Here is a 22,307-nt window from a genome sequence, read left to right on the forward strand (position 1 = left end):
TCAAACGCATGGCCAGCCAAAGCGCGATACGCTGGGAAATCGGAGGTTAAGAAGAAATATTCTGCAGCCGTGCAAGAGCGGATTCGCGTCCAATTAGCGGAAGCAACGCGCCCATGTCTGGGCCGTGGTCAAGACCCGTCAGGGCCTGACGCAGCGGCATGAACAATGGCTTGCCTTTCCGGCCAGTGCTTTCCTTTAGGGCACCCGTCCAGTCTTTCCAGATTATGTCCGACCAGGACAAGCCTTCCAAAGTCGCGCGGGCCTGATTCAGGAAATCCTGATCTTCGGTCGAAAGGTCGGGAGCGGTCACCGGACCCGTCACCACCTGCCACCAGCGATCAACCTCGCCCATATCATGCAAATTGGGGCGAATAACATCCCACGAAGCTGCCGACATCGCATCGGGCAGTCTATCTCGCACATCTTCATAGTCCAACATGTGCACGATCTTCTGATTAAGCTGGGCCAGTTCTTCATCGTCGAAACGTGCTGGAGCCCGTCCAAAGCGTGAAAAATCAAAGCCTTCTACTAGCGTCATAACGTCAGCAATCGGTTCCACCGGGTCACTCGTCCCGATGCGCGCGAGCAGTGCAACAATGGATTGCGGTTCGATATTACGTTCCCGAAAGCCGCTAACGCCTAGCGAGCCGAGCCGTTTGGATAGCTTGCCCTCAGTCCCCACCAACAGCGCTTCATGCGCAAATTCTGGTGTGTCCGCGCCAAAAGCCTGGAACATCTGAATCTGGACTGCGGTATTAGCAACATGATCCTCGCCGCGCACAACATGGGTGATGCCCATATCCATATCATCAATGGTCGATGGCAGCATGTAGAGCCAACTGCCATCTTCGCGCCGGATCACCGGATCAGATAATAATGCCGGGTCAAAATGCTGGTCACCGCGGATCATATCTGTCCACTCAATCGGCGTGCCATGGTCCAACTTGAATCGCCAATGCGCCTGCCGCCCCTCAGCTTCAAAGGCCGCGACCTCAGCATCGGTCAGGTCCAGCGCACCGCGATCATAAGTCGGCGGCTTGCCACGACCCAGCTGGACCTTGCGTTTCAGATCCAGTTCTTGTGCGGTTTCATAAGCGGGATAAACCCGGCCCGCTGCCTTCAATTCCTCAAACCGCTCTTCATAACGACCAAACCGCGCCGACTGCCGCTCTTCGCTATCCGGATTGATTCCGAGCCAAGCGAGATCGGCACGAATGGCCGTGACATATTCGTCTTTGGAACGCGCCTTATCGGTATCATCCAGCCGCAGAAGAAATTCGCCGCCTTGTTTCTTGGCAAACATCCAATTGTGAAGCGCGGTACGGATATTGCCGACATGAAGATGGCCGGTGGGTGATGGCGCGAAGCGGGTTTTAATGGTCATAACGTCCTAAATGCATTGGTGATGGGATAGCGCCGGTCACGGCCAAAATTTCTAGTGCCCAGCTTTACACCGGGAGGCGCCTGCCGTCGCTTATATTCGGCTATATAGAGCAATTTTTCGATGCGTATAACGGTGTCCCGGTCGAAGCCGCGGTCTACCAAATCTGACACCGATAGTTCTTCCTCAACCAGACCGTGAAGCAAGGGATCGAGGATTTCGTAATCGGGTAGGCTGTCGCTGTCCTTTTGATCCTCGCGCAGTTCTGCTGTCGGTGGTTTGGTGATGACGGTGTTGGGCATGACCGGCCCATCGGGTCCCATGCCTAATGAAGGCTTATTGCGATTGCGCCATTCCGACAGTTTGAAACATGTCAGTTTATAAGCGTCCTTCAACACCGAATAGCCACCGGCCATATCGCCATAAATCGTGGCATAGCCGACACTCATCTCGCTCTTGTTGCCGGTAGTCAGCAACATATGGCCAAATTTGTTGCTCATCGCCATTAATGTGACGCCACGGATACGAGACTGGATGTTCTCTTCGGTGATATCGACATCCTCATCGGCAAAACTGCCTTCAAGCATGACGTCAAAACCTTCAACCGCTGGCACAATCGAAATTGTATCCAGCCTGGTGCCCAGCATTTCGGCACAGCCCGCCGCATCGTCCAGGCTTTCCTGACTGGTAAAGCGTGACGGCATCATTACGCACCATACACGGTCCGCGCCCAGCGCATCGACAGCTACGGCTGCGGACAGCGCGCTATCAATGCCGCCAGACAGTCCCAATATGACGCCAGGAAAGCGGTTGGCATTCACATAGTCGCGCAAGCCAACTATCATCGCATTATAGATATCGGCCGGATGATCATCCAGTTTGTGAATTTCGCCGGGCGCGCAAGTCCAACCGCCCGTGCCTTTAGACCATAGGGTATCAACAATCGCTTCATCCCAATCCGGCAACTGATGCATCACACTGGTATCGCCGTTGAGGACAAAGCTCGCGCCATCGAATACCACTTCATCCTGACCACCAATGCGATTGAGGAAGAGCAGCGGCAGGCCGGTTTCGCGAACCCGCTGCGTCGCCACTTGACCCAGACGGCGATCATCTTTTTCAATTTCATAAGGGCTGCCATGCACCGAAATCAGCATTTCGGCGCCCTGAGCCTTCAGATGTTCGCAAACGGTCGGGAACCAGACATCCTCGCAAATTGGCAAACCGATTTTGCAGCCGCGAAAGTCGATAGGCTCTGGCAGCGGGCCAGAAGCGAACAAACGTTTTTCGTCAAATGTACCGTAGTTGGGAAGCTCCACCTTATACCGAACATGTTTGATTTGACCGTCTTCTAGCAGCGCAATCCCGTTATAGAGCTTTCCGTCATCGCGGAAAATAGAGCCCACCAGCATTGCCGGTGCGCTATCTTTCGTTGCGTCGGCTAGCCGCTGCAATTCTGTTTCGGCGCGTTCCACCACTGCGGGTTTCAATACAAGATCCTCGGGCGGATAACCAATAAGCTGCAGCTCCGGAAACACGATGAGATCGCTCTCCGGTTTTGACTGATAAACCGCGATCATCGCGTCTGCATTGCCACGCAAATCGCCAACCGCCTGAGTCATTTGGGCAAGGGTAATGGTAAGCTGTGCTGTCATCTGGCCCTGATAGAAAGCAGCGCAGCGCGGGGCAAATGAATTGTTCTAAATGATTTAACCGAAAACCAGCGATCCCATGATCCGGCCTGGAATGAACGCGAATAAGCCAGCGATGAGAAGGCCGATATAGGGGCCTTGCATCGCACGGTAATGCTCCACAACATTGCCGCGCCGGATTTGCCAGATGCCATAGGGTATTGACACCAGCGTCACCACAGAAAAGATATGTATGAAGCTGAACCCGCTGCCGCCAATCCCCTGTCCAGGACGCCCAATCCAGAAGCTCGCAATGGCGGTGGTGACCATCAGCACCGCCCAGATACGTCCCATATGCTTGTGCAGCTTATCGCCTTTTTTGCGCCACAGCACATAAGTGCCAAGGGGTAGACCGGGAATGACAGTCGCTAGATGGATCATGACGGGCAGGCTCATCGATCGGCTTTGTTGTGCTGCTGACTCAGACCCAGAGGCAAAACCGCCGGACAATGATGATAGAGCCATCAGCATCATTGTCGCTAATATCGTCGCACCGCCCATCAGAATCATATTCTGCACAGTGAAGCCACTCTGCGTCAGTGCCTGTGACTTCGTCGATTTTTCTGGCTTCGTCATGCGTTAATCCTTTTCACCTGCTTCGTTGACAGCGAAACTGGCGGAACCGAAAACTATTTCCAGCTTGCTTACGCCGCTGGTTGTGGCTTATTCGTGAAACTCGCTCAAAACAGGCAGTTTACCCATTCACGAAGCGTCAATGGGCCACTTGGACGGCGATTTTTGGGGACGAGTATGGAAAGCAATACCAGAAATTTGACCCTTAAATGGATTGCCGTCGAATTGCTGATCATGGTGCTTATCGGACTCGTCTTCGGTTTTCTGGGTCCGTTTGGCACCTATTCAATGCCGGTCGGATTGCGTCTAGCCTATTGGGTGGGCTTCATCATCATCGGCTATGCGATTTTCAGACCGGTTTCCATCAGCGCCGGATGGTTGAGGGAAACTATTGCTATCCCAGCATGGGCGTCCGAATTGCTGGCAACCGCAGTGGCCGCATTCCCGCTAACTTTCCTGATCGGTTTCGCTATATCTGGAATGCGCTTTGATCCGCAATTTTTCGGAAACCGATTTCTGCTGCTCTATCTACAATGCGCCGCGATCGGCTTTGGTATTTTTCTGTTCATGCGGATGCTGTTCGGGCCCGATGGTACAGATCAAGGGCAGCACGCGCGCATTAATGAAGAAATAGACGAAGTAGAACTCGTTCCCGACAATGCTCCGCCAGTCCAAACCCAATTGCACAATCGGTTGCCGCCTCACTTTTCCGGTCCGATCATCGCTCTGGGCGTTGAAGATCATTATGTTCGCATCCACACCGCCGAACGTTCCGAAATGCTGTTGATGCGATTGAGCGATGCGATCCGGGAAATGGAGCCATTGGAGGGCATGCAGGTCCACCGGAGTTGGTGGGTGGCCCGCGATGCGATCTTGACGTCAAAGCGAGAGGGACGGAACCTGCGCCTATCGCTATCCAGCGGACTGGAAGTGCCGGTTTCCCGCGCCTATGTCACAAAGTTGAAACAAACTGGCTGGATTTGACCGAAAGGCACTTTTGATTTGCGGCGCACCTGTTAAACGGGGTCTCGAAACATTCACATAGGGTCCGCGATTCTGATGCAATGGCTGACCTGATCAAGGGGTAGCTAATCAATGAAACTCATGTCCGGCAACAGCAATTTGTCGCTCGCCCAGTCCGTCGCCGATTATCTGGATATCAAGCTGACCGATGCGAGCGTGAAACGCTTTGCGGATGATGAGATTTTTGTCGAGATCCATGAGAATGTGCGCGGTGAAGATGTTTTCATCATGCAGTCGACCAGCTTTCCGGCCAATGACAACCTGATGGAATTGCTGATCGGTATCGACGCCTTGCGCCGCGCCTCTGCCAAACGCATCACCGCCGTCATCCCCTATTTCGGCTATGCGCGCCAAGATCGGAAACCGGGACCCAGAACGCCCATTTCAGCCAAACTGGTTGCCAACCTGATCACCGAAGCGGGTGCTGACCGCGTTCTTTCGATTGACCTACATGCGGGCCAGATTCAGGGCTTTTTCGATATTCCCACCGACAATCTGTACGGCGCGCCTGTGATGTCCGCAGATATTCAAGCGCGTTTTGCGGGCCATGAGCTGATGGTCGTATCACCCGATGTTGGAGGCGTTGTGCGTGCTCGTGCGCTAGCCAAACGGCTCGACAACGCTCCGCTGGCGATCGTTGACAAACGCCGCGAACGCGCCGGTGAATCCGAAGTCATGAATATCATTGGTGATGTTTCCGGACGCTTCTGCATCCTGATCGATGATATTGTCGATTCCGGCGGAACGCTGTGCAACGCTGCCCAGGCACTGAAAGGCAAGGGCGCAACCGAGGTTGTTGCCTATTGTACCCATGGGGTTCTTTCCGGCGGAGCGGTAGCGCGCGTCAATGACAGCGCGTTGAAAGAACTCGTTATCACCGATTCCATTGGCGCAACCGAAGCGGTTAAGGAATCGGATCGCGTCCGCCATTTGACGATCGCGCCTTTGCTAGGTGAAGCGATCAAACGGATCGCAGATGAAAGCTCTGTATCCAGCCTTTGGGACTGATCTGAATTCCGGTTTCAAGAACCCTTGAGGGAGGGAGAATTGTTGTGCCAAGTTTAGATACAATGATGAAATACCGGATTCATATCGCGATCCTAGCGATAGTGATTTCGGTCTTCGCCTGGATCACCGAGCTGGCTGGCTGGGTTTACATCTGCCCCTATTGCCGCGCCCAAAGAACCGTAATCGGATTACTTGGGCTCCTTCTTTTAACCAACCCACAGCACTGGTTAAACCGCTGGATATCGTCGGCACTTGCCATCTTGGGGCTGGTTGTCGCAGCAATGCAGCATTTCAATGGCTGGAAAAAGATAATGGCGGGAAAATTTTCCTGGGGTGATTATTGGTACGCAAACTCGTGGGTATTGTCAGGCTGCGCCTTGTTCATCATCACCGGCTTGATCCTTTTCCTATGGGCCTGGCGGCCTGCTGAACCGGAATCATCTTAATTCGCGTTGATGTCCGCAATTAACTGCCGGGCAAATTGCCGCTGCTGATCATTTAGCCCCGACCCTCGCCGCACGGCGGTCTGAAGAAAGGGCAATGCAGCATGGTCATTGCCTGCGAAATAATGACTAGCGCCGGCCAGATAATAGGTCATTTTGCTCGGGCTTGGCGACGCAATGCGAGACGGTTTGCTCAAAAGTGAATCGAATTGAGCTGCCGCTTCATCGAATTTCTTCTCTTGCAGGCTATGCACTGCCGCGACGTACAGTTTCTGATCCTTGCGGCCACGAATGAGGGAATTTGATCCACTGAATATTTCAGAATCATTATTCGAAGCATTGTTCAACAAAGTATCAGTGTAGCTTGGCAGCGAACCGAAATTTTGAGCCATTGCGGTTGAGCTAGATAATAGCAGACCAGTTACAATCGCAGTTGATATGTACTTCATCATCATTCTCCTGTTATGCTTCGGTTATCATGGTGCTTTTCTGCCAATGAACAGCCGCTTAATGGCTAATGACATGCCATGAGCAATATTCTAAAGTGTCGGCACAGCCTTTTGATACGAGTGCCAAACCAGCGTAACGGAGCGGACAATGACCCCCAAGGATATCACTCTCGCCGAAAAACTGGCCGAGGCCGCTGGTGAAGCGATCCGCCCGCTATTCCGTGCCAAGTTTGACCAGGAATCGAAAAGCGATTCTACACCCGTCACCGAAGCAGATCGCGCCGCAGAAGCCGCGATGCGCAAGATTATCGAAACCGAATGCCCGGAAGACGGTATTATCGGTGAAGAATATGGAACGATCAACGAAGGCGCTTCCCGTCAATGGGTGCTCGATCCGATTGATGGCACCACCAGTTTCATCGCGGGCCGACCGATTTTCGGAACGCTGATCGCGCTGATGCAGGATGGCTGGCCGGTTATTGGGATTATCGATCAACCGATTGCACGGGAACGCTGGATGGGTGTGGTGGGACGGCCAACCACCTTTAACGGGGCGCAAGCAAAATCCGCGCGATGTCGTGATTTAAAGGACGCTGTCCTCGCAACCACAACACCGCATCAATTTGACGAGCATGATGCCGAGCATTTCATGGGTCTTGTCAGCAAAGTTGCGCCGCGCAAGATTATCTATGGCGGCGATTGCTATAATTACGGTCTGGTCGCTAGCGGTCATGTCGATGTCGTCTGCGAAGCGGGCTTGATGTTGCATGATTATGCCGCGCTTGCCCCGATTGTCGATGGTGCTGGCGGGATGATGTGCGATTGGAATGGTGAGCCGCTGCATGCTGAGGCAGACGGCCGTGTTCTGGCGATTGGCGATCAGGCGCGGATTGATGATGTGCTGGAGGCAATTGCATGCAACCATTAGAGCCTGTCAGCAAAACCCGGTTTGTCGCGCCACCGCCGCCGCTACAGCGCTATCTGACAACCTATTATTTCTCAGAGATCGAGAGCGCGGATGGATCCGATGTTTCGGACCTTTTGCTGCCGCAATGGGCAAGCATTCGCTATATCTATCGCGGTAGCGTCAAAATGATGGGGCCGGACCAGAAGCTTCAGGATTCACCTCTTGCAGCCATGACCGGACCAACCAGTCTCGCCGCGCCTATTGCAAGCCAATCTGCGCGTATTGCCGCTTTTGGGCTGTTACCGCTGGGCTGGTATAAATTTGTCGGCCAACCAGCATCGCGCTGGGCCAATAAAGTCATTGATACGGAAACGGCGCATAAATTCGATCTATTCGCCAACATCTGGAACGCTATTCGGAACTTGGAATCCGAAGCAGAGATGGTCGATATGTGCAATCACATGCTGCTAGAAGCCATGTCGCCAGCCGATCCGGAAGAGGAGTTGATCGAGGCCGCGCATCTTGCGCTCACCGACCCCATGATTGATAGCGTCGGTGCGCTTTGTGAACGCCTTGATATGGATACCAAACAGCTGAGCCGATTCTCGAATCGCGTTTTCGGCTTTCTGCCCAAATTGTTGCTGCGGCGACAGCGTTTCGTTCGCACATTGGGCGAAGCTCTGATGAACCCCTCACAAAGTTGGAGCGAATGCGTTGATCTCAACTATTATGATCAAGCCCATTTCAATCGCGACTTCAAACGATTCATGGGACTCACACCGAGACAATATATGGCCCAGCCGCATCCGATTTTTGGCATCGGTGCTAGGGAACGGACCAAGGCCTTGGGCCGTCCGTTGCAGGCCATGGACAGGCCCGAAGACCCTGACTCGGAAGATAATTGTAACGCTGCCTGACTCTAAGCCCGATAATCCAGCACCGTTTTTGCATTATTTCTTGCATTTCGGGCGAATCTAGCTATTGCCGCCCTTCCGATGTGACGCACTGGCCAGTGTTGGGCTGCCACATGTGTCCGTAACGGTAACTTCTAGAGGAGACCAAAATGCCCAAGTTGAAGACCAAAAGTGGTGTGAAGAAACGCTTCAAAATCACCGCAACCGGCAAGGTTACGCATGGCGTAGCTGGCAAACGCCACCGTTTGATGAGCCATAACAGCAAATATATCCGGCAAAACCGCGGCACCAAAAACTGTGCTGATGCAGATGCTAAAACAATCAAGAAATGGGCACCTTACGGGCTTTAACAGCACCGGAGTTTCCATCGCTTCACAAAATTCAAGGATATAGAAAATGGCACGTGTAAAACGGGGTACGACCACTCGTACAAAACATAAAAGATTATTGGTACAGGCGAAGGGCTATTATGGCCGTCGCAAAAACACCATCCGCGTCGCGCGGCAGGCTGTCGAAAAAGCCGGTCAATATGCGTATCGCGATCGTAAAGTTAAAAAGCGGGCTTTCCGCGCTATCTGGATCCAGCGTATTAACGCTGCAGTTCGTGCAGAAGGCATGACATACGGCACATTCATTCACGGCACGAAGCTCGCCGGCATTGAACTGGACCGTAAAGTAATGGCCGACCTGGCGATGAATGAACCTGCTATGTTTAGCGGCATCATCAAACAGGCGCAGGATGCTCTAGCGAAAGCTTAAGTGTTTCAATAATTTCAAAGAAGCGCCGGAGAGCAATCTCGCGGCGCTTTTTTATTGGGTTTTTCGCCGCAGCCTGCTTTAGACGGTCAGCAAAGAAAATAGGGTAAAGTCATGAGTGACAGTGAAGCAATTAAAGAGAAATATCTCGGACAGGTAGAAGCGGCTGCCGACGGCGACGCTTTGGAAGCCATTCGCGTCGCCGCACTTGGTAAAAAAGGCGAGATATCGGCGCTGCTCAAAACGCTTGGCAAAATGACACCCGAAGAACGTCAGAGCGAAGGCCCGAAAATTAATGGCGCTCGCCAAACCGTTGCGGATGCGATTGCCGCGCGTAAGGACAGCATCGAGACCGAAGCGCTGAACGCACAGCTTGCAACCGAAAAACTCGACATGACCCTGCCCTCGCCCAGCGGGCCCAAGGGCAGTATCCATCCGGTTAGTCAAGTCATGGACGAACTGGCCGAGATTTTTGCGGATCTCGGTTTCTCGGTCGCAACCGGTCCGGAAATCGAAGATGACTGGCATAATTTCACCGCATTGAATATTCCGGAGACCCATCCGGCGCGCGCGATGCATGATACATTCTATTTCCCGCAAACGGATGAAGGTGGCATGCCCAAGCTGCTGCGCACCCATACGTCTCCGGTACAAATCCGCACGATGATGGATGTTGCGAAACAGACAGATGGCGCTGGTGAGCCGATTTACATTATCGCACCCGGCCGAACTTATCGCAGCGACAGCGACGCGACCCACACGCCGATGTTCCATCAGGTCGAAGGTCTGGTGATCGACAAGGGTATTCACATGGGTCATCTCAAATGGACGCTTGAAACTTTTGTTCGCGCGTTTTTCGAGCGTGATGACATCACATTGCGTCTGCGCCCGAGTTATTTCCCGTTTACTGAACCTTCCGCTGAAGTGGACTTGGGCTTTACCGTTGAAAAAGGCCGCCGGATCATTGGTGGTGATCCGCGCAGCGAAAATGGCGGTTGGATGGAAATCCTGGGTTCCGGCATGGTGCATCCCAATGTCATCCGCAATTGTGGTCTTGATCCTGATGTCTGGCAGGGCTTTGCCTTTGGTTGCGGTATCGACCGGCTCGCCATGCTCAAATATGGCATGGATGATCTGCGTGCCTTCTTTGACGGCGATCTGCGCTGGACCGAGCATTACGGCTTTGACGCGCTTGACGTACCCACATTGAGCGGAGGAGTTGGCGCATGAAATTTTCACTAAGCTGGCTCAAAGCCCATCTCGATACCGATGCGAGCCTCACCGAAATTACTGACAAGCTGACCGACATTGGTCTGGAGCTGGAGGGATTGGAAAATCCCGCCGATGCTCTGAAAGCCTTTCGCGTTGCCAAAGTGATCGAAGCAGGCCCGCATCCCAATGCGGATAAATTGCAATTGTTGAAGGTTGACGATGGTTCCAATGAGCCATGGCAAGTCGTGTGCGGTGCGCCCAATGCGCGCAAGGACATGATCGGCGTCTTTGGCCCTCCCGGCACCTATATTCCGGGCAGCGATTTCACATTGAAGCCAGCCAAAATTCGCGATGTCGAGAGTTTCGGCATGATGTGCAGCGCGCGGGAGCTGGAGCTGGGCGAGGATCATGATGGTATCATCGAATTGCCAGACGAGGCCGCATCTGCGGTTGGCACGAGCTATGCTGATTATGCAGATCTGGATGATCCGGTCATAGACGTTGCGATTACGCCCAATCGTCAGGATTGCATGGGCGTGCGCGGTATTGCTCGTGATCTGGCGGCTACCGGTATCGGTACGCTCAAACCTCTAACGATCGGTGACGTCATGCGCAGTGGCGCAGGCCCTGATGTGCGCACCGATGACCCTGAGGGTTGCCCGGCATTTTATGGTTGCACCATTAGCGGCCTCACAAACGGGACAGCGCCAGATTGGATGCAGGCCCGGCTTAAGTCTGCTGGTCAGAAACCGATTAACGCGCTGGTCGATATCACCAACTATGTCATGCTCGATCATGGCCGGCCTTTGCATGTTTATGATGTCGCAAAACTAAGCGGCGGACTAGTCGCACGCAAAGCCACAACAGGTGAAAAGCTCACAGCGTTAAACGACAAAGAATATGTGCTCGACGAGACCATGACCGTCATCGCCGATGACAATGGCGCCCACGATATTGGCGGCATCATGGGCGGCGCGGAGACAGGATCGGAAGAAACAACCACCGAAGTGTTGATCGAATGCGCCTTTTTCGATCCCGCTTCAATTGCCAAAACCGGTCAGAAATTATTGCTGACCAGTGATGCGCGTCAACGGTTTGAACGCGGCGTTGATCCAGCTTTTCTGAACGATGGCATTGATATAGCCACAGCTCTGGTGCTGGAGCTTTGTGGCGGCAAGGCAAGCGAAGTGACTCGTGCGGGAACCCCGCCGACAGACACACTCACCATCAGCTACGATCCCAAGCAATCTGCTACTCTGGGCGGCATTGATGTAACGCCTGAAAAGCAGAAATCCATATTGGAGGCCTTGGGCTTTGGGGTGGATGCAAGCTGGCAAGTGACTGTTCCCACATGGCGTCGTGACGTCGCGGGTTGGCAAGATCTGGTTGAAGAAGTGATCCGGATAGAAGGACTGGACTCCATTCCATCCACACCATTGCCGCGCAAAGCCGGTGTTGCCAAACCCACCGCATCGCCGGAACAGCTGGCTGAACGCAAAGCCCGCCGCGCTGCTGCTGCGCGTGGTCTCAACGAGACTGTGACGTGGAGCTTTATCTCCGACAAAGAGGCCGCGCCCTTTGGCGGTGGCAACTGGTCGCTCGCCAATCCGATCAGCGAAGACCTGAAAGTCATGCGGCCATCCTTATTGCCCGGCTTGATCGCAGCGGCGCAACGCAACGCCGATCGCGGCGCATCGTCCATTCGCTTGTTTGAAGTGGGTCGGCGCTATCTGGAGTCCACCGAGCATCAGACCATCGGTCTGGTGCTGGCGGGCGAAAATCGGGCCCGCAGCTGGCAATCCGGTGCAGCTACAAAATATGATGCTTTCGATGCCAAGGCCGAAGTGCTCTCGATTTTGGAAGCCGCTGGCGCGCCTACGGCCAAGCTGATGGATTTTGCTGAAGCAGGCGACCATTATCATCCTGGCCAATCCGGCACGCTGCGTCTGGGGCCCAAGAAAATATTGGCGGCCTATGGCGTGCTGCATCCGTCTGTGACCAAGGCCATGGGCCTGAAAGGCACAGCCGTGGCCGCCGAGATTTTCCTCGACGCCATACCGGTAAAGAAAGCCAAAGATCATATGCGTGAGGCCTTTGCCCCGCCCGCTCTGCAGGCGGTGACTCGCGATTTTGCTTTCATTGTCGATGCAGACCTGCCAGCTGGCGATCTGGTGCGCGCAGTCAAAGGCGCGGACAAGAAACTGATCACGGGCGCGCGCCTGTTCGACCTGTTCGAAGGCGAGAGCGTGGGCGAGGGCAAAAAATCGCTGGCGGTGGAGATTACATTGCAGCCGACAGACGCGACCTTGACCGAAGAGGATTTGAAAGCCGTTTCGGACAAGGTTGTGGCCGGTGCAGCGAAGCTGGGTGCGGAATTGAGGGGTTAGAATATGACCCAAACCAATCCACGCCGCACATTTGCTATTATCTCTCACCCCGATGCGGGTAAGACGACGCTCACGGAAAAACTGCTGCTGAAAGGCGGCGCCATTCACTTAGCGGGTGAGGTCAAGGCGCGTGGCGATAACCGGCGGGCGCGGTCCGACTGGATGAAGATTGAGCAACAGCGCGGGATTTCCGTGACCAGCTCGGTGATGACGTTTGAACGCAATGGCATTACCTTCAACCTGCTCGACACGCCGGGCCATGAGGATTTTTCGGAAGATACTTATCGCACGCTGACCGCCGTCGACAGCGCGATCATGGTGATTGATGCGGCCAGCGGGATCGAAGCGCAGACCCTGAAACTGTTCGAGGTCTGCCGCCTGCGCAGCGTGCCGATTATTACTTTCGTCAACAAGGTAGACCGCGAAGGCCGCGATCCATTTGAGCTGCTCGACGAAGTGGCGGACAAGCTTGCGCTCGACGTTTGCCCGATGAGTTGGCCGACCGGCATGGGCGGGCAATTTGAAGGTATTTATGACCTCAATCGCAACCAGCTGCACCAGCCGGATGGCGACAGCAAAGTATATGATGGCAAGGTCCAGCAATTTGACGGGCTGGATGATCCCAAACTGGCAGATGTGCTCAGTGACGAGGCATTGGAACGACTCACCAGCGAAGGCGAACTGGCGCAAGGTGGCTATAACAGCTTTGATCTGGAAGCTTATCAAAATGGCGATCTCACGCCCGTCTATTTCGGCTCCGCACTCAAACAATTTGGTGTCGAAGAGCTGATCGAGGCGATTGCCGACTATGCACCTAGCCCTCGCCCGCAACCCGCCGAACCAGCCCCGATCGCGCCGGACAGCAAGGATGTCACCGGTTTCATTTTCAAGATTCAGGCGAATATGGACCCGCAGCACCGCGATCGCATTGCGTTTATGCGGCTTTGCTCCGGCGAGTTTAAGCGCGGCATGAAGCTGACGCCTTCCGCGCTCGGCAAACCGATTGCCATTCACAGCCCGATATTATTCTTCGCGCAAGACCGTGAAATTGCCGACACTGCGCAACCTGGTGACATCATCGGCATCCCCAATCATGGGACACTGCGTGTCGGCGATACTTTGTCCGAGAAAAATCAGGTGCGGATTACGGGTTTGCCCAATTTTGCGCCGGAAATATTGCGCCGGGTAATCCTGAAAGATCCAACCCAGACCAAGAAGCTCCGCAAGGCGCTTGATGACTTGTCAGAAGAAGGCGTCGTACAAGTCTTCTATCCCGAAATTGGTGCCAACTGGATTATCGGCGTGGTCGGACAATTGCAGCTCGAAGTATTGGTCAGCCGCCTATCCGCAGAATACAAGGTCGAAGCCGGCCTTGAACCCGCTCCCTTTGAAACCGCCCGCTGGATCAGCGGCAATGATGAGGTGCTGAGCGCTTTCGCGAATATCAACCAGACCAGCCTTGCCAAAGACCGCGATGATAATCTGGTGTTCCTCGCCAAATCGGGCTGGGATGTAAATTATCAGGAAGAGCGGAACCCAGAGATTAAGTTTAGCGCGACGCGGGAACGATAGAGGAAAAATCATGCCAGATATTTGGTCAGTCTATCTTTCAGGTGAAATCCACACCGATTGGCGTACAGAAATTGCCGAAGGCGCTGCTGCAAGAGACCTTCCCGTGCGTTTTTCTGGCCCGGTTACCGATCATCCTGCCTCCGATGATTGCGGCGTGACTATATTGGGCAGCGAAGACAAAAAATTCTGGCATGATCGCAAGGGCGCGCAAATAAATGCCATTCGGACGTCCACGCTGCTAAAAAAGGCAGACATTGTTGTTGTGCGCTTTGGTGAAAAATATAAGCAATGGAATGCCGCTTTTGATGCGGGCTATGCCGCGGCATTGGGCAAACCACTGATCATCAATCACGGACCTGATATCGTCCACCCGCTTAAAGAAGTGGATGCTGCGGCCTTAGCTGTCGCGGAAACACCCGTACAGATTGTCGAGATATTGGACTATGTGATCAACGGCAAATTGGCGGGTTATACGGATTAAAATTCGTGCCGTGATTAGAAGATATAATAGATCGCGAAACAGGCCGCTAAGCCAACGCCAATATTGAGCGGCAAACCAATCCGGACAAAATCGGAAAACCGGTAATTGCCAGCGGTATAGACCAGCGTATTCGTCTGATAGCCCACCGGTGTCGCAAAGCTGGCCGATGCGCCGAACATCACGGCGACCAACAGGCTGCGGACATCCACGCCGGTTTGTTCTGCAATACCGATCACCAGCGGCGTCATGATAACGGCAACTGCGTTATTGGTCGCGGTTTCGGTGAGCAGAGAGGTCAGCGAATAGACCGCGATAATCAGCCAAAGCGGAGAGATCATGTTGAGTAGCGGCAGCAGCGCGTCAACAATCAGCTGCACCGTGCCAGCATTTTCTAACCCCTTGCCGACCGCCAGCATGGCGAAAATCAGCACCAGCACGTTGCCGTCCATCGCGCCCCATGCCTCTTCGCTATCGATACATTTGGTCAGCAACACCACCGCAACACCAAGCATGGCCAAGGCAGCAATGGGCATCACGCCTAGCGCCGCCGCAATGATGATGATCGCCAAGGTCAATATGGCGACCGGTGCGCGCCGCCGCCGATAGGAACGTGCCTCTGGTTCCTGCAAATGCACGAGGTCGGCATTTTCCTGCAATGTGCTGATGGAAATATCATCGGTCTGCACCAGCAAGCTGTCGCCATGGCGGATGCGCGCATCGGATAGCGTTGGTCCGGCGATATGGCGCGGCCGCGAAAGGCCGAGCACGCGCGCAGGCACACGCGATAAAAAGGGCAGACTGGGTAAGGATTTGCCGACGGACCGGTGAGAGGGTCCAATGACCAGTTCGACCAGCCGCGTATGCTCATCACCCATCGGTGTGGCAGGCTGCTTGACGCCAGCATAGCCCAATGAAATTCCGTCAATTTCAGCCAGAGACAGCAATTCTTCCTGCGTCACTGCGGCAACCAGTGTCTCCCCGCCTTCCAGGATATGGTCGGAAAACTGGAACCGATCAATCTCGCGCCCGACCCGCCGTCCGATGATATCTACGCCAGAATGGGTGAACGCATTAATGCTGGAAATTTGCTTACCGACATAATCGCTGCCATCGCTTATTCGGATATCGGTCAGATATTGGGATTCCGGCATCTGGTCGGCGAGGCTTTCGCTGTCCCGTTTCGGCAGGAAAAGCGGTCCCAATATCGCGATCATGACTATCCCTGTCACTGCCGCAATAAGGCCGACCTGGGTTATCTCAAACAAACCAAAGGCTGCTTGCCCGTTTTCCTGGGCAACACCATCCACCAGCAAGTTGGTTGATGTGCCGAGCAAGGTCAGGCTGCCGCCCAATATGGATATATAGGAGAGCGGAATGAGCAGCTTGCTCGCCGCAATGCCTGATACCTTGGCAATTTTGCGCATGATCGGGATCAGGATGATGACCACCGGCGTGTTGTTGACAAAGGCTGATGCTGTAAACGTCCCACCCAAGAAACCGCCAATAGCCATGAAAGGCCGGTTTTCCGCCTTGCGCGCAGCAAAACCGGCAAGCGCCTCGATCACGCCGGTCCGCACCAGCGCGCCGGACAAGATAAACATCGCCCCTATGGTCAGCGGCGCGGGATTGGAAAAGACCGACAGCATATCATCACTGCTCAGCAAACCAAGCAACAGCATCAGCCCAGCAGCAACAACGGCTGTAACCGCTGGCGGGCGCCGCTCGCCTACAAAAGCAGTGAACAGAGCAAATAATATCGCCAATCCGACATAGGGTTTCGCGATATCCCAATAAAATGCCCAATCCACGCTCTACTCCTAAACTATGGGTTACGACCTAGTGCTTTAACAGGAAAACTGCATGCTCTGCGAGCAGATTGGCCATGCTGCGCCCGGTTTGTTTGTCGCCGCTAAGGAACCATTGGCCCTCTTGTTTCAACTTGCCATCGCGTACCAATGCGCGGAAATCGTCGATCGTTACATGGTGGATATTAGGCGTATCATACCAAGTCTGTGGTAATAGCCGTGTGACCGGCATCCGACCACCTATCAACAGCGACATACGCACCCGCCAATGAGCAAAATTGGGAAAGCTGACAAAGGCCTGCTTACCGATGCGTAGCAGTTCATCGACAATCACGTCCGGCCGGTGGGTCGTCTGCAACGTCTGGCTCAAGATCGCATAGTCGAAACTGCCGTCCGGATAAGCGGACAGGTCAGTATCTGCATCGCCCTGCACGACCGACAGACCTTTGCTCACCGCACTAGCAACATTGGCCGGTTCTATTTCCAGCCCGCGCGCATCAACCTGCTTCTGATCGCGCAGCGCCGCCATTAAGGCACCGTCGCCGCAACCAATGTCCAGTATACGGGCATTGGGACTGATATTGTCGGCGATAACCTGCAAATCAGGGCGGAGCTTACTCATGCGCCTTCTCCCGCTTTCAGAAAGCCATCAACAATCCGGTTCATCTCCGGATTTTCGAGCAGGAAGCTGTCATGACCAAAAGCGCTGGATAATTCGACAAAGCTTGCCGCCGCCCCTGCTCCATTGAGCGCATGGACAATGGTCCGCGATTCACTGGTCGGATAGAGCCAATCGGTATCGAAGCTGATCAGACAGAAACGCGTTTTGGATCCCTTGAACGCGTTGGCCAACGTGCCGCCATGGGCTTCGGCCAAGTCGAAATAGTCCATCGCCCGGGTGATATAAAGATAGCTGTTGGCGTCAAAACGATCGACAAAGCTGATCCCCTGATGCCGCAAATAGCTTTCCACCTGAAAATCGGCATCAAAGCCGAAAGTCTTGCTGTCACGATCCTGAAGTCTTCGACCAAATTTTTCGGTCAGTCCTTCTTCGGAAAGATAAGTGATATGCGCCGCCATCCGCGCCACCGCAAGTCCACTGCTCGGTGGATCATCATCGGCATAATAGGCACCGCCGCGCCATCGCGGGTCGGCCATGATTGCCTGGCGCCCGACTTCGTGAAAGGCGATATTTTGCGCCGAATGACGGGCGGCGGAGGCGATAATCACCGCTGATTTGACCCGCTCCGGATAGAGCGCAGTCCAGCTTATCGCCTGCATTCCGCCCATCGATCCGCCGATGACGGCATGAAGCCGTTCAATGCCGAGATGGTCGAGCAACAGCGCCTGCGCCCGCACCATGTCGGCGATTGTGAGGACCGGAAAATCCATACCCCAAGGCTTTTCCATCGCCGGATTGATCGTCGCCGGGCCGGATGAACCCATGCAGCTACCGATGACGTTCGCGCAGATGACGAAATGCCTGTCGGTATCAACCGGTTTACCCGGACCGACCATGCGGGTCCACCACCCGTCCTTGCCAGTCATCGGATGCGCGGAGGCAACATATTGGTCACCGGTCAGCGCGTGGCAAATCAGCACCGCATTGCTGGCATCGGCGTTGAGTTTGCCATAAGTCTCATAGGCAAGATCCACAGGCGCTAGTTCGCTGCCGCTATCCAGCGGTAACGGTCCCAGCAAACGGACCTCTTTATCCAGCCCAAAACGTGCATCTTCACTCATAAATTCAGTGGCTAAGGACCGATTGCGCGCCGGTCAAACGATATTGCGGTTGACTGACAAGCTGTGGCGGCTAGTCCGGCTGCATATTCAGACATAAGCATTGAGAGTCTCCTATGGGAAATCAAACACCACAGCCAAAAGACTGGATTATGGACATTGCCGCCTATGTCCCCGGCAAAGCGGGTAGTGATGACGGCAAAAAGCTAATCAAATTGTCGGCCAATGAGAATCCGCTAGGGTGCAGCCCGGATGCGACCGATGCAATGAAAGCCGCCGCTGCCAGTGTCGATCGCTATCCCGATGGCGGCTCCAACGCCTTGCGCGCAGCCATAGGTGCCAAATATGACCTTGATCCCACACGCATCATTTGCGGCACAGGGTCGGATGATGTGCTGCAACTGGTTGCCAATGCCTTTACCGGGCCGGGCGATGAAGTCATCTATGTACGTTACGGTTTTGCGGTCTATGAAATTGCCGCCAAGCGCTATGGCGGCACGCCCGTGGTCGCCGATGACCGCGATTATGGGACCGACATTGACGCCATACTCGCCAAGGTTACGGACAAGACCAAACTGATCTATCTGGCCAATCCCAATAATCCGACCGGCACATTGTCCCGCGCAGACGAGATAAAACGCCTGTATGACGCGTTGCCCAGCAACGTACTGCTGGTGCTCGACGGCGCTTATGCCGAATATCTGGAGAGCGATGAGGATGATGGTGCGCTGGAGCTTGCCAAGACGGCTTCCAATGTTCTGATCACAAGAACTTTTTCGAAGATTCATGGTCTGGCAGCCGAACGGATCGGCTGGGGCTATGCCTCGGCGGACATTATCGACGCAATGAATCGCATTCGGCAGCCGTTTAATGTCACCACTGCGGGTCAGGGGGCCGCGCTTGCGGCATTGGCTGACGATGAATTTGTGAAAAACAGCCGGGACCATAATCGCGAGTGGCGCGACTGGATGACCGGCGAAATCGAAGCGCTCGGCAACCATGGGCTGCGGGTTATTCCATCTCATACCAATTTCCTCTTGGTCTTGTTTGACGGCAATCTCTCGGCAGAAGCAGCGAACAGCGCTTTGATGGAAAAAGGTTATGTTGTCCGCTGGCTTCCTGGTCAGGGACTGGTCAACGGACTGCGTATCACCATCGGCACAGAGGAAGAAAATCACGGCTTTATGGATGCGCTACGCGGCATATTGGAAGCCGCCGACTGATGCTGCCTTTTGCGAACATCACGATTATCGGCCTCGGCCTGATCGGATCCTCCATTGCGCATGGCGTCAAAGCCAGCATGCCATCTGCGCGTATCACAGGCTTTGATGCCGACACCGCCGTCCGCGCACGGGTGCAGGAACTCGGTTTTTGCGATGACGTGGCTGACAGCGCTGGTGCGGCGGTCATTGATGCCGATCTTGTGCTGCTCTGCGTGCCGGTTGGCGCCATGGCGGCAATTGCAGCAGATATGGCGGAAGACTTGCCCAAAGACGCTGTCATCAGCGATGTGGGATCATCCAAAGGCAATGTGATTGCGTCGCTCAGCGAAGTCTTGCCCGGCGCGCGGATCATTCCAGCACACCCTGTTGCTGGAACCGAGCACAGCGGACCGGACGCCGGTTTCGCGACCCTGTTCCACGATCGCTGGTGCATATTGACGCCGCCCGAGGATGCTCAAGAGGGCGATATTGAACGCGTGCGCGCCTTCTGGGAAAAGCTGGGCGCGAATATCGAAATTATGGATGCGAAACATCATGATCTGGTACTTGCGGTGACCAGCCACCTGCCGCATCTGATCGCCTATACAATTGTCGGCACCGCGTCCGACCTCGAAGATGTCACGCGCAGCGAAGTGATCAAATATTCCGCTGGGGGTTTTCGTGATTTCACACGCATTGCCGCGTCTGACCCGACCATGTGGCGCGATGTGTTTATGTCGAACAAGGATGCGGTCCTGGAAATGCTGCAACGTTTTTCAGAGGATCTCACTGCCCTGCAACGCGCCATCCGCTGGGATAAGGGTGACGAGCTGTTCGACCTGTTCACCAAAACCCGCGCCATCCGCCGCCGGATTATCGAAGAGGGTCAGGATGATGCTGCCCCCGATTTCGGCCGGAGTCATGAATAAGGGGCGATACGAGATTGATCTGCTCAGTCTAAGTTGAGTTCGCTTTATCCCGGAAGCGGACGCTAGAAACAATCACCGCGCGCCATAAAACGGTCACCAAAACTCATATGAACCGGATTTCCATGGCGCTTTGTGTTTCCATCCTCGACGATAGTTTCTGCATGAATATGTAGGTGCGGTTCAATCGTATTGCCAGAATTGCCTATATGCCCAATCTTCTGTCCTGCTTTTACGATCTCACCGAGCTGTGTCAGTACACTGCCGTGTTTCAAATGATGCAAATGAACATGATGCGTTCCACACTTTAGTACCACACCGTTCCCTCCCGTGTTGATTTTATCTGATTCACCTATGGCTTGGTCTGGCGAATCATTCTCATACTCCACGACCTTCCCGTCACAAGGTGAATAAACAGCCGTATCGAACATTGCATAGTGCCGCATGTCCTTAGGTTTTGGATCAAGTCTGTGCTCAGGCCGCGTTCTGAATCCATTGGGACCGACCCTAATAATGTCTAGGCCATATGTTTGTGCAATGTCTCTGGGACTGTCGCTCGGAAAATTGTGAAAATTCAAAAGTGGCGATAACCCGCCAGACAAAACGCAAATTCCTTCTGCCGACTTGAAAGGTGAGTCTAAAGCGATCGCATCGCCCTTTGGTTCAAAGCGCCCCGCAGTGCCTTGCCAGAGTAGAAAACTGCCTAAAGGTATCAATATCAACAAAGGCGCGTTGCTTATGATACTGCGCAAAAGAGTTGTTTGTGATCGGGTTTTGCGGAGATGAGCTATAAATAGGCCAACAAAAACCAAAGCGGCAATCAACAGTCCACTCAATGGTGGGTAAAACCACACTCCGCCCACGCCTAAACCTGCACAAAACAATATCGTCGCAATTACCTTGATGGCAGTATCTGCAGCTGTTCTGCGTTTAGAGAATGCAATCCATAAACCCGTCAAAATCAACAATGTAATTTGAGCGTATATGGCATCTAGTAGCATCCCACCTCCCGTCAAGCACGTGTATTATATATATAATACACATTGAGCGAGAACTGTCAAAACTTCGTTAGTATGCAAGAGGACTGAAGCCGCTTATCAAATGTCCGCTTTTGCGCCCTTAACGGACATCATCGCACTAGGCGCTCAATCATTCAGCGCATTGATCGCTTCATGCACTCTGTCGCGAATATCATCACGGTCGAGGCCTGGTTCGATTTCCGGTTGCACTTCATAGGTGATCACACCGCTTTTTTGCACGAACGTATCGCGCGGGGAAACGAGGCCGCTGTCGAGCGCGACCGGTACCAAAGGTAATCCCATCAGCTTGTAGATGCCGGCAAAACCGGTTTGCAGTTCTGGTCGCTCGCCATGATGAGCGCGACTGCCTTCGGCGAAAATGACAATCGGACGCCCTTCGGCAACCGCCTTTTTGGCTTGCTTGATAATCTGCCGCATCGCCGCACCGCCGCCATTGCGGTCGATGCCCAACAACCCGTGCTTCTTCGCGATCCAGCCCCAAAGCGGAATGACCAGCAGTTCCTTTTTGGCAATCACCACCGGCTTGTCGAAGATACGTAACAGGTCAATCGTCTCAAACATGCTTTCATGCTTGAAGACATAAAGCAGCGGTTCGTTGCGAATTTCGCCCTTAATCTCAACCTTTATGCCGAGAATGAATCGCGCGCAGAAATAGTGATAGCGGCTCCAGACCTGCGCCATATAATGGGTCCCGGATTCAGAAAACAGCGCAACGAGGAATGATAAAATGATGATCGGAGTTGATCCGCCATAAAATAACGGAATGAACAATATCGACCGGATCGCTGCCAACATGC

Annotated in this window: 22 protein-coding genes; 13 read left to right on the forward strand and 9 right to left on the reverse strand. The window is 54.0% G+C overall.

What is annotated here, in order from left to right:
• Positions 1-46: 46 nt before the first annotated feature.
• From gltX to ABJM21_RS05145, 3 genes are read right to left on the reverse strand one after another with little or no spacing between them, the layout of a single operon-like run.
• Positions 47-1,384 carry a glutamate--tRNA ligase gene (gene gltX, locus ABJM21_RS05135; RefSeq protein ID WP_348300306.1) on the reverse strand — a complete coding sequence of 446 codons (1,338 nt, stop codon included), beginning with the start codon at positions 1,382-1,384 and terminating at the stop codon, positions 47-49.
• The gene (locus ABJM21_RS05140; protein ID WP_348300305.1) at positions 1,381-3,036 is read right to left on the reverse strand and encodes an NAD+ synthase; all 1,656 of its coding nucleotides are present in this window, start codon (positions 3,034-3,036) and stop codon (positions 1,381-1,383) included. The genes gltX and ABJM21_RS05140 overlap by 4 nt, the downstream gene beginning before the upstream one ends.
• A 54-nt stretch (positions 3,037-3,090) precedes the next feature.
• Entirely contained in the window at positions 3,091-3,648 is a 558-nt protein-coding gene (locus ABJM21_RS05145) for a DUF2306 domain-containing protein (RefSeq protein WP_348300304.1), read from the reverse strand.
• 174 nt (positions 3,649-3,822) lie between these two features.
• Here ABJM21_RS05145 and ABJM21_RS05150 point away from each other — a divergent pair, with 174 nt between their 5' ends.
• The 3 genes from ABJM21_RS05150 (at position 3,823) to ABJM21_RS05160 (ending at position 6,122) form a co-directional block, all read left to right on the forward strand.
• Positions 3,823-4,629: a LytTR family DNA-binding domain-containing protein gene (locus tag ABJM21_RS05150; protein ID WP_348300303.1), complete on the forward strand. Its 807-nt coding sequence runs from the start codon at positions 3,823-3,825 to the stop codon at positions 4,627-4,629.
• Positions 4,630-4,740: 111 nt separating this feature from the next.
• On the forward strand, positions 4,741-5,676 hold the full coding sequence (locus ABJM21_RS05155; RefSeq protein WP_348300302.1) for a ribose-phosphate pyrophosphokinase: 936 nt from the start codon (positions 4,741-4,743) through the stop codon (positions 5,674-5,676).
• Positions 5,677-5,720: 44 nt separating this feature from the next.
• The gene (locus ABJM21_RS05160) at positions 5,721-6,122 is read left to right on the forward strand and encodes a hypothetical protein (RefSeq protein ID WP_348300300.1); all 402 of its coding nucleotides are present in this window, start codon (positions 5,721-5,723) and stop codon (positions 6,120-6,122) included.
• On the opposite strand, the gene ABJM21_RS05165 is transcribed toward ABJM21_RS05160, so the two are convergent.
• Positions 6,119-6,568 carry a hypothetical protein gene (locus ABJM21_RS05165; RefSeq protein ID WP_348300299.1) on the reverse strand — a complete coding sequence of 150 codons (450 nt, stop codon included), beginning with the start codon at positions 6,566-6,568 and terminating at the stop codon, positions 6,119-6,121. The genes ABJM21_RS05160 and ABJM21_RS05165 overlap by 4 nt on opposite strands.
• 148 nt (positions 6,569-6,716) lie before the next feature.
• Between ABJM21_RS05165 and hisN the strand changes: the two genes are divergently transcribed.
• The 8 genes from hisN to ABJM21_RS05205 all read left to right on the forward strand — a co-directional run bounded on the left by hisN (position 6,717) and on the right by ABJM21_RS05205 (position 14,797).
• Positions 6,717-7,496: a histidinol-phosphatase gene (gene hisN, locus ABJM21_RS05170; protein WP_348300298.1), complete on the forward strand. Its 780-nt coding sequence runs from the start codon at positions 6,717-6,719 to the stop codon at positions 7,494-7,496.
• The gene (locus tag ABJM21_RS05175; protein WP_348300297.1) at positions 7,484-8,392 is read left to right on the forward strand and encodes a helix-turn-helix domain-containing protein; all 909 of its coding nucleotides are present in this window, start codon (positions 7,484-7,486) and stop codon (positions 8,390-8,392) included. Before hisN ends, ABJM21_RS05175 begins: the two co-directional genes overlap by 13 nt.
• Before the next feature lie 146 nt (positions 8,393-8,538).
• Positions 8,539-8,739, forward strand: coding sequence for a 50S ribosomal protein L35 (gene rpmI, locus ABJM21_RS05180; RefSeq protein ID WP_348300296.1), 201 nt, complete (start codon positions 8,539-8,541; stop codon positions 8,737-8,739).
• A gap of 46 nt (positions 8,740-8,785) precedes the next feature.
• Entirely contained in the window at positions 8,786-9,148 is a 363-nt protein-coding gene (rplT, locus tag ABJM21_RS05185) for a 50S ribosomal protein L20 (RefSeq protein WP_348300294.1), read from the forward strand.
• Positions 9,149-9,259: 111 nt separating this feature from the next.
• Positions 9,260-10,375, forward strand: a complete 1,116-nt coding sequence (gene pheS / locus ABJM21_RS05190; RefSeq protein WP_348300293.1) for a phenylalanine--tRNA ligase subunit alpha — start codon at positions 9,260-9,262, stop codon at positions 10,373-10,375.
• Complete coding sequence (gene pheT, locus ABJM21_RS05195; protein WP_348300291.1) at positions 10,372-12,744, forward strand: phenylalanine--tRNA ligase subunit beta; 2,373 nt, start codon at positions 10,372-10,374, stop codon at positions 12,742-12,744. The genes pheS and pheT overlap by 4 nt, the downstream gene beginning before the upstream one ends.
• Positions 12,745-12,747: 3 nt before the next feature.
• Positions 12,748-14,316: a peptide chain release factor 3 gene (locus ABJM21_RS05200; RefSeq protein ID WP_348300290.1), complete on the forward strand. Its 1,569-nt coding sequence runs from the start codon at positions 12,748-12,750 to the stop codon at positions 14,314-14,316.
• A gap of 10 nt (positions 14,317-14,326) precedes the next feature.
• Positions 14,327-14,797, forward strand: coding sequence for a YtoQ family protein (locus tag ABJM21_RS05205; RefSeq protein ID WP_348300289.1), 471 nt, complete (start codon positions 14,327-14,329; stop codon positions 14,795-14,797).
• Between the two features lie 14 nt (positions 14,798-14,811).
• Here ABJM21_RS05205 and ABJM21_RS05210 read toward each other — a convergent pair whose 3' ends face one another.
• The 3 genes from ABJM21_RS05210 to ABJM21_RS05220 are packed head-to-tail and all read right to left on the reverse strand — an operon-like array spanning position 14,812 to position 18,345.
• Positions 14,812-16,605 (reverse strand): SLC13 family permease, encoded by a 1,794-nt coding sequence (locus tag ABJM21_RS05210; protein WP_348300288.1) that lies wholly within the window; start codon positions 16,603-16,605, stop codon positions 14,812-14,814.
• A 28-nt stretch (positions 16,606-16,633) separates the two neighbouring features.
• On the reverse strand, positions 16,634-17,224 hold the full coding sequence (gene metW, locus ABJM21_RS05215) for a methionine biosynthesis protein MetW (protein ID WP_348300287.1): 591 nt from the start codon (positions 17,222-17,224) through the stop codon (positions 16,634-16,636).
• A complete protein-coding gene (locus tag ABJM21_RS05220; RefSeq protein ID WP_348300285.1) occupies positions 17,221-18,345 on the reverse strand; it encodes a homoserine O-acetyltransferase in 1,125 nt (374 codons plus the stop codon). Before ABJM21_RS05220 ends, metW begins: the two co-directional genes overlap by 4 nt.
• Before the next feature lie 113 nt (positions 18,346-18,458).
• Here ABJM21_RS05220 and hisC point away from each other — a divergent pair, with 113 nt between their 5' ends.
• Both hisC and ABJM21_RS05230 read left to right on the forward strand, forming a co-directional pair.
• The gene (hisC, locus tag ABJM21_RS05225; protein ID WP_348300284.1) at positions 18,459-19,565 is read left to right on the forward strand and encodes a histidinol-phosphate transaminase; all 1,107 of its coding nucleotides are present in this window, start codon (positions 18,459-18,461) and stop codon (positions 19,563-19,565) included.
• The gene (locus tag ABJM21_RS05230) at positions 19,565-20,473 is read left to right on the forward strand and encodes a prephenate/arogenate dehydrogenase family protein (RefSeq protein WP_348300283.1); all 909 of its coding nucleotides are present in this window, start codon (positions 19,565-19,567) and stop codon (positions 20,471-20,473) included. Before hisC ends, ABJM21_RS05230 begins: the two co-directional genes overlap by 1 nt.
• A gap of 62 nt (positions 20,474-20,535) precedes the next feature.
• Here ABJM21_RS05230 and ABJM21_RS05235 read toward each other — a convergent pair whose 3' ends face one another.
• Together ABJM21_RS05235 and ABJM21_RS05240 are read right to left on the reverse strand one after the other, a co-directional pair.
• Positions 20,536-21,471 (reverse strand): M23 family metallopeptidase, encoded by a 936-nt coding sequence (locus ABJM21_RS05235; protein WP_348300282.1) that lies wholly within the window; start codon positions 21,469-21,471, stop codon positions 20,536-20,538.
• Between the two features lie 144 nt (positions 21,472-21,615).
• A complete protein-coding gene (locus tag ABJM21_RS05240) occupies positions 21,616-22,305 on the reverse strand; it encodes a lysophospholipid acyltransferase family protein (RefSeq protein ID WP_348300281.1) in 690 nt (229 codons plus the stop codon).
• Between the last annotated feature and the right edge of the window lie 2 nt (positions 22,306-22,307).

This window comes from Parasphingorhabdus sp., from assembly GCF_039977335.1.
Lineage (GTDB): Bacteria > Pseudomonadota > Alphaproteobacteria > Sphingomonadales > Sphingomonadaceae > Parasphingorhabdus.